This is a genomic window from Streptomyces sp. SID5910 (assembly GCF_009862125.1).
GTDB lineage: Bacteria > Actinomycetota > Actinomycetes > Streptomycetales > Streptomycetaceae > Streptomyces.
Genome location: NZ_WWHX01000563.1, coordinates 1 through 6,567, shown reverse-complemented (window position 1 = coordinate 6,567; position 6,567 = coordinate 1). Strand labels below are relative to the sequence as shown.

The 6,567-nt window shown below is 73.2% G+C and carries 8 protein-coding genes; 3 read left to right on the top strand and 5 right to left on the bottom strand.

Features of this window, described 5'->3' with window-relative positions:
- A partial coding sequence (locus GTW67_RS19980; RefSeq protein ID WP_237518947.1) for an adenosine deaminase occupies positions 1 to 1,060 on the top strand: 1,060 nt, incomplete at its 5' end.
- On the opposite strand, the gene GTW67_RS19975 is transcribed toward GTW67_RS19980, so the two are convergent.
- Together GTW67_RS19975 and GTW67_RS19970 are read right to left on the bottom strand one after the other, a co-directional pair.
- Positions 1,042 to 1,557, bottom strand: coding sequence for a mycothiol transferase (locus GTW67_RS19975; RefSeq protein WP_161166186.1), 516 nt, complete (start codon positions 1,555 to 1,557; stop codon positions 1,042 to 1,044). The two genes, GTW67_RS19980 and GTW67_RS19975, sit on opposite strands and share 19 nt — an antisense overlap.
- A 25-nt stretch (positions 1,558 to 1,582) precedes the next feature.
- Positions 1,583 to 2,467 carry a LysR family transcriptional regulator gene (locus GTW67_RS19970; protein ID WP_161166185.1) on the bottom strand — a complete coding sequence of 295 codons (885 nt, stop codon included), beginning with the start codon at positions 2,465 to 2,467 and terminating at the stop codon, positions 1,583 to 1,585.
- A 128-nt stretch (positions 2,468 to 2,595) separates the two neighbouring features.
- Here GTW67_RS19970 and mgrA point away from each other — a divergent pair, with 128 nt between their 5' ends.
- The gene (gene mgrA / locus GTW67_RS19965) at positions 2,596 to 3,588 is read left to right on the top strand and encodes an L-glyceraldehyde 3-phosphate reductase (protein ID WP_161166184.1); all 993 of its coding nucleotides are present in this window, start codon (positions 2,596 to 2,598) and stop codon (positions 3,586 to 3,588) included.
- Between the two features lie 18 nt (positions 3,589 to 3,606).
- Here the strand turns inward: mgrA and GTW67_RS19960 are convergent, their stop codons facing one another.
- Positions 3,607 to 3,894 (bottom strand): DUF1905 domain-containing protein, encoded by a 288-nt coding sequence (locus GTW67_RS19960; RefSeq protein ID WP_161166183.1) that lies wholly within the window; start codon positions 3,892 to 3,894, stop codon positions 3,607 to 3,609.
- A gap of 83 nt (positions 3,895 to 3,977) precedes the next feature.
- On the bottom strand, positions 3,978 to 4,358 hold the full coding sequence (locus tag GTW67_RS19955; RefSeq protein ID WP_161166182.1) for a nuclear transport factor 2 family protein: 381 nt from the start codon (positions 4,356 to 4,358) through the stop codon (positions 3,978 to 3,980).
- A 379-nt stretch (positions 4,359 to 4,737) separates the two neighbouring features.
- On the opposite strand from GTW67_RS19955, the gene GTW67_RS19950 reads away from it, so the two are divergent.
- Positions 4,738 to 5,148, top strand: coding sequence for a hypothetical protein (locus GTW67_RS19950; protein ID WP_161166181.1), 411 nt, complete (start codon positions 4,738 to 4,740; stop codon positions 5,146 to 5,148).
- 32 nt (positions 5,149 to 5,180) lie between these two features.
- Here the strand turns inward: GTW67_RS19950 and GTW67_RS19945 are convergent, their stop codons facing one another.
- Entirely contained in the window at positions 5,181 to 6,464 is a 1,284-nt protein-coding gene (locus GTW67_RS19945) for a streptophobe family protein (protein ID WP_346010694.1), read from the bottom strand.
- Between the last annotated feature and the right edge of the window lie 103 nt (positions 6,465 to 6,567).

Below are 6,567 nucleotides of genomic sequence, written 5' to 3'. Positions count from 1 at the left end.
CAACGAGACCCTCCGCCGCCTCCCCAAGGCGGTCCTGCACGACCACCTCGACGGCGGCCTGCGCCCCGCGACCGTGGTGGAGCTGGCCGAGTCCGTCGGCCACACCCTGCCCACCACCGACCCCGACGAGCTGGCCGCCTGGTACTACGAGGCCGCCAACTCCGGTGACCTGGTGCGCTACATCGCCACCTTCGAGCACACCCTCGCCGTGATGCAGAACCGCGAGGGCCTGCTGCGCACCGCCGAGGAGTACGTCCTCGACCTCGCCGCCGACGGCGTCGTCTACGGCGAGGTCCGCTACGCCCCGGAGCTGAACACCAGGGGCGGGCTGTCGATGAGCGAGGTGGTGGAGACCGTCCAGGAGGGTCTCGCCGCCGGCATGGCCAAGGCGGCCGCCGCCGGGACGCCCGTCCGCGTCGGCACCCTGCTCTGCGGCATGCGGATGTTCGACCGGGTCCGCGAGGCCGCCGACCTCGCGGTCGCGTTCCGGGACGCGGGTGTCGTGGGCTTCGACATCGCCGGTGCCGAGGACGGCTTCCCGCCCGCCGACCACCTCGACGCCTTCGAGCACCTGCGGCGCGAGAACGTGCCGTTCACCATCCACGCCGGTGAGGCGCACGGCCTGCCCAGCATCCACCAGGCCCTCCAGGTGTGCGGCGCCCAGCGCATCGGTCACGGCGTGCGCATCACCGACGACATCCCCGACCTCGCCTCGGGCAAGCTGGGCCGCCTCGCCGCCTGGATCCGCGACCGGCGCATCGCCCTGGAGATGTGCCCGACCTCCAACCTCCAGACCGGCGCCGCCACCTCGATCGCCGACCACCCGATCAGCGCGCTCAAGGACCTCGGCTTCCGCGTCACCCTCAACACCGACAACCGGCTGGTGTCGGGCACGACGATGACCCGCGAGATGTCCCTGCTGGTCGAGCAGGCCGGCTGGACGGCCGAGGACCTGCGCACGGTCACGGTGAACGCCCTCAAGAGCGCCTTCATCCCGTTCGACGAGCGCAAGGCCCTGATCGAGGACGTCGTCCTGCCGGGTTACGCGGCGGCGCTCTGAACGAGCCCGCGCACATAGGCGGCCTGTCCGACGTGCTGGAGATCGTCGGACAGGACGCTGACCAGCCGCACGCCCAGCGTGACCGGCGGATCCCAGTTGTCGTCCACGACCCGTTCCAGGTCCTTGGCGGCCAGCGAACGCAGGGCCCCGAGCGTCTGCTCGTGCACGGCGTCGTGGTAGCCGGTCAGCAGGTCGCCCGAGTCGACCCGCACCTTGGCGACCTTCGCCGAGCTGTGGCCGTAGCCCGTGTCGAGGCGGGGCAGATCCAGCCCGAAGCGCTTCTGCCAGTCCTGGCCGAGCCACACCTGCTCCCGCCCGAAGGCGTCCGCGATGTGGTCGTCCTGGACCCGGGTGAGGTGCCAGACGAGCCAGGCGACGGAGTTGGCGTCGTCGGCGGGCCGGGTGTTCAGGCCGTCGGGGTCCAGGCCCTCGACGGCGGCGTGGACTTCTTCCTGGATGCGGTTGTAGCCCTCGATGAGGATGTCCTTCGCATGCATGGGTCCACCATCGCGCAGGACGCCCTCACGCGCTCCCCGTTTCCAGCAGCCCCATGAGCGCCCGCGCCGCCGGGCTGGTGGACTGCGCCGGCGGCAGCAGTGCGATGGTCTCGTACGCCGTGCCGCCCGAGTCCTTGAGCGGTAGGGAGGCGAGGGAGGCCCGCTTGTGCCGGAAGTGGCGCGGCACGACCGCGATGCCGAGGTTCTCGTCGAGCAGGTCGAGCAGCCCGTGCACGTCGTTCACCTCCAGCGCGACGGTCCGCCGTACGCCCGCCGCCGCGAAGGCCGTGTCGGTGACGCGCCGCGGCCCCCAGTCGGGGTGGAAGTCGACGAATACCTCGTCGGCGAGATCGCGCGGGGTCAGCACCGCGCCGTGCCCCGCCAGGCGGTGGCCGGGATGGCACAGGACGGTCATCGGCTCGCCGGCCAGCGAGACGGACCGCAGCTGCTCCGTGTCCGCCTGCGTCCGGTAGGCGAAGGCCAGGTCCAGCCGCCCGGCCGCGACCTCCTCCGCCAGCTCGCCCGAGCCCGCCTGTCGCAGCCGGATCTCCACGTCCGGATGCCGTCGCCGGAACGCGGCCAGCAGGCCCGCCACCGGCACCCCGGCGATGCACTGCTCGGCGCCCAGCGACAGCGTGCCGCGCAGCACGCCCTGCACCGCGGCGACCGCCTCGTGCGCCGACCGCACCTGTGCCAGGATGCGCTGTGCCTCGCCCAGCAGCGCCCGCCCGGCCTCCGTCAGCGTCACCCTGCGGGTCGTGCGCACGAACAGCGGCGCCCGCAGCTCCCGCTCCAGTGCCCGGATCGACGCCGAGAGGCCGGACTGGGAGACCATGAGCCGTTCCGCCGCGCGGGTGAAGTGCCGGTCCTCGGCGACCGCGACGAAGTGCTGGAGATGGCGCAGTTCCATGACTGAGAAGCGTAGTCGCTGAATATCATCGGATTCTTCTGTTGGACCACTGCCCGCAGGTCACGACAGAGTGGGACGCGGTTCCGCACAAGCCCCGTACCTCGGGGGCCAACCCCTCTGGAGTCGCGTTGTACACCGCACACCCCGACCGCTACGCGGCCATGCCCTACCGGCGCACCGGACGCAGCGGCCTGAAGCTCCCCGCGCTCTCGCTCGGCCTGTGGCACAACTTCGGCCCCGACCGTCCCGTGGAGACCCAGCGCGCCATCCTGCGCCGTGCCTTCGACCTCGGCGTCACCCACTTCGACCTCGCCAACAACTACGGCCCGCCGCCCGGCTCCGCCGAGTCCGCCCTGGGCGAGGCCCTGAAGGCCGACTTCGCGCCGTACCGCGACGAGCTGGTGATCTCCACCAAGGCCGGCTATCTGATGTGGCCCGGCCCGTACGGCGAGTGGGGCTCGCGCAAGTACGTGCTGTCCTCCCTCGACCAGAGCCTGACCCGCATGGGCCTCGACCACGTCGACATCTTCTACTCGCACCGCCCCGACCCGGAGACTCCCCTGGAGGAGACGATGGGCGCCCTGCACACGGCGGTCCAGCAGGGCAAGGCGCTCTACGTCGGCGTCTCCAACTACTCGCCGGAGCAGACCCGCGAGGCCGCCCGCATCCTCGCCGAGCTGGGCACCCCGCTGCTGATCCACCAGCCGCGCTACTCCATGCTCGACCGGCGCCCCGAGACCAGCGGCCTCCTGGACGCCCTCGACGAGCTGAAGACCGGCTCCATCGCCTACTCCCCGCTGGAGCAGGGCCTGCTCACCGGCCGCTACCTCGACGGCATCCCCGAGGACTCCCGCGCCGCGAGCGACAGCCCCTTCCTCAACTCCGACGCGCTCACCGGGGAACTGGTCGGCAAGCTGCGCACGCTGAACGAGATCGCGGGCTCCCGCGGCCAGTCGCTGGCCCAGATGGCCCTGGCCTGGGTGCTGCGCGAGGGACGGGTGACGTCGGCACTGGTCGGCGCGAGCAGCCCGCGGCAGCTGGAGGACAGCGTCGCGGCCATCGGCAACCCCGACTTCGCCGCCGACGAACTGGCCCGGATCGACGCCGTCGTCACCGGCTAGGGAGCCGGCGCGCCACGGTCACGTGCCGAGCCGTTCCACCAGCCGGACCGTGACCGTGTCGCCCTCCTCCTTGCCGATGGCCCGGCGGACGTCCGCCTTCACCGGCAGCTTGTGCGTGCCGTCGCCCAGCGCCATGAAGGAGCTGCGGAAGGCGTGCCCGTCGATCGTGCCGCGGACCTTGACCAGGCCGCGGGTGCGGAAGAACTCGGCGGACTTCGGCCAGACGAGGTACGTCCAGCCGCCCTTGTCGGGGCTCTTGCGCAGGACGGCGGTGAACTCCTCGTCCAGTTCCTGGTCGGTGCTCATGGTTCCTCCGCTCCCGGGGCCCGGCGCCCCGTCTCCCGGTAGACCCCCGGGAGCCGTGGAACTCATCGCGGCCCGCGGTGGCCTCACGCGCCCTCGGGCACCCGGTCCAGGAAGCCGTACACGGACCGGATGCGCCCCTCCTCGTCCAGCGTGACCACGTCCGACCCGGCCACCGGCGCCGAACCGTCGGTGTCGCTCACCAGCTCCCAGGAGAAGCGGGCCGTGCCGTGGTGCCCGTCCACGGTGCCGGAGAGCCGGAAGGAGAAGCCGGGGAACTGCTCGTGCGCCGCCGCGATCACGGCCGCGATCTGCTCGTGGCCACGGACGTCCGCGAGCGGGTCGGTGTAGCCGCCGTCATTGGTCCAGGCCGCGGCGACCGCCTTGGCCCGGGCGTCCGGACCGGCGTTCCAGGCCTCGAAGTAGCGGGCAACGGCGTCCTCGTGACGGTGGGTGTGTGCGGACATGGCGAATCAGCCTCCATCGTGGGGTACGTGCTGGTCGGGGGCCGGATCCCGGTCCCGGCGACCCGGTACCGCAACCATGCCCGTGTCCGGCGGCGCGGTCGATTACCCCCGAGGTCATGGCCGCGGGCGCCCGGGACCATCGAGGCCGTGCCGCGCGCGGGCGTGAAGAGGCCGCCCTGCGCCGCAGCGTTTCGGCCAACAGTCGCGGTGAATATGCCAGGAGACTGGCCGGAAATTCATGGTGACAGTGGTTCAGCAGTGAACATACTCACCTCTAGGGCGTCTCACACCATGCGACAGCGCCCTCACGCACCGCACACGAGCCGCACGGACGTCATGCCCGACCGGCAGGCGAGCCGGGCGACGGGGGAGGGGAGCAGTGCACGACGAGTTCCTGTGCCATGTCACCGCCTACGGCGTCTGCGACGGCCGGCGCGTCGGCGTACCCCTCGGCACCTATCGGGCCCCCACCCTCGCCCTCGCCCTATGGTGGCTGCGCGACCGCGCGTCCTGGATCGCCACGCGCCTGGATCCCCAGCCCGACTCCCCGCACTTACCGCGCGGCGCCCTGACCCCGGTCGCCGACGACGCCCCCGACGTATCGCGCGTCCTGCGCCAGTGGTGCGCGGACGTGGCCCGGCAGGAACTGGTCGCCGACGAGCTGGCCGCGGGGCGCCTGGTGCGCATCGCCACCAGCGACGAGACCACCGAGTACGAGCTGCTGGCCGAGTCCGTCGACGCGCTCCGCATGCAGCGGGCCGCCCCGCCGCTGGTCGTCCCCGTCGCCTGACCTCGCACCGCGACGGGACCCCAGCCGCTGCCCTAGCCCTGGCCCGAGCCCGCCCGGTCAGTGCCGCCCCGCCCGCGCACCTCGCGCGCGAGCAGCGCGCCGAGGAACCCGGCGACAAGGCCCCACAGCAGGGCGAGGCCGACCGCGCTCTGCAATCGAGGGCGCAGGAACAACCGCCCGGACAGGTCGCCGCCCAGGTCGCCGATGCCGAGCACCGACAGGCCGTAGTGCGCGGAGACCCGGCCCACCGCGCAGATCATCAGCACCGTGAGCGCCAGCGCGATCCCCATGTGCACGGAGTGCCGCCAGGCCGGTGTCCCGGCCGGCGAACGGAGAGCCGCCAGCGTCCCGGCGGCCAGGAGCAGCACCACGGCCGCGACCAGGAGCCACCACATCCGCCCGTCCCGCTCGCCCAGCGTGCCCAGGTTCACCGTGGAGACGTCCGGCGTGCGCAGCACCTGGTCGAGCACCTGCGGCATCGGCAGTCCGAACGGGCCCTCCACCCGCCCGTTCCAGGTGGCGCCCATCCCGATGGTGAGCGCCGGCCACGCCAGGTTCGGCAGCCCGAGCAGCAGCGCGGCGAAGGTGTCCGCCGGATGCCCCCGCGTCCCGGCGACGACCAGGCCGACGACGGCACCGACGGCGACGTACGCGAGCAGCAGCGCCACCATCGCGTACGCCACCGGCCGCACCGACGCCTGGAAGCGCAGCAGCCGGCCCGGCAGCGGCGCCCCGCGCGACACCAGCAGCGCCAGGATCAGCACGCCCGCCAGCCACAGCAGCCCGAACAGCACGGTGAGCGGCACGTCCGTGGTGAAGCCGATCCGCGGGGTGACACCGAACAGGTCCCCGAGGTCGTCGAGCACCCCTTCCCCGAGCGACACCTCGAAGGTCTGCCGCGAGGCGAAGGCCAGCCCGAGGAGGGCGAGCAGCCACAGCACGGCGATGCGGCCGGCCCAGCCGGCCAGCTCCCCGGCACCGGCGACCGCCCGGTGGCGCAGCGGCCGCAGGAACCCCGCGCCGAGCACCAGCGCCCCGGCCAGCGTGACGGACAGCGGCATCACGGTCAGTGCCGCGTCGGTGTCGGCGAGCCCGCCGGCGTCCCCGGACAGTTCGAGCGAACCGCCCACGGCGGCCACGACCGTCGCCGTGACGACGCGTGGGAAGGCGTTGTCGGGCAGGTCCGTGGCGCCGGCCGCCCACAGCCCGAACGCGGCTACGGCTCCCATGGCGACCAGCCCGGCCAGCACCGTGGCGAGGGCCTGCGCCCAGCCGTGACGGGCCACTGCCGGACCGGAGGGGGTTCGCTGGCTCACGCAGCCACGCTAAGCAGCGTCCGCGCGCCGCGCCCTTCCGACGGGGCCGTCCGCGTCGCCCGCGCCGGGCCGTCCCGCCGTGCGCGTCGGCCGCGCCGGGCCG

Coding starts and splice junctions, on each gene's coding strand:
- GTW67_RS19975 (WP_161166186.1), bottom strand. CDS start 1,557: ATGCATGCGAAGGACATCCTCATCGAGGGCTACAACCGCATCCAGGAA.
- GTW67_RS19970 (WP_161166185.1), bottom strand. CDS start 2,467: ATGGAACTGCGCCATCTCCAGCACTTCGTCGCGGTCGCCGAGGACCGG.
- GTW67_RS19960 (WP_161166183.1), bottom strand. CDS start 3,894: ATGAGCACCGACCAGGAACTGGACGAGGAGTTCACCGCCGTCCTGCGC.
- GTW67_RS19955 (WP_161166182.1), bottom strand. CDS start 4,358: ATGTCCGCACACACCCACCGTCACGAGGACGCCGTTGCCCGCTACTTC.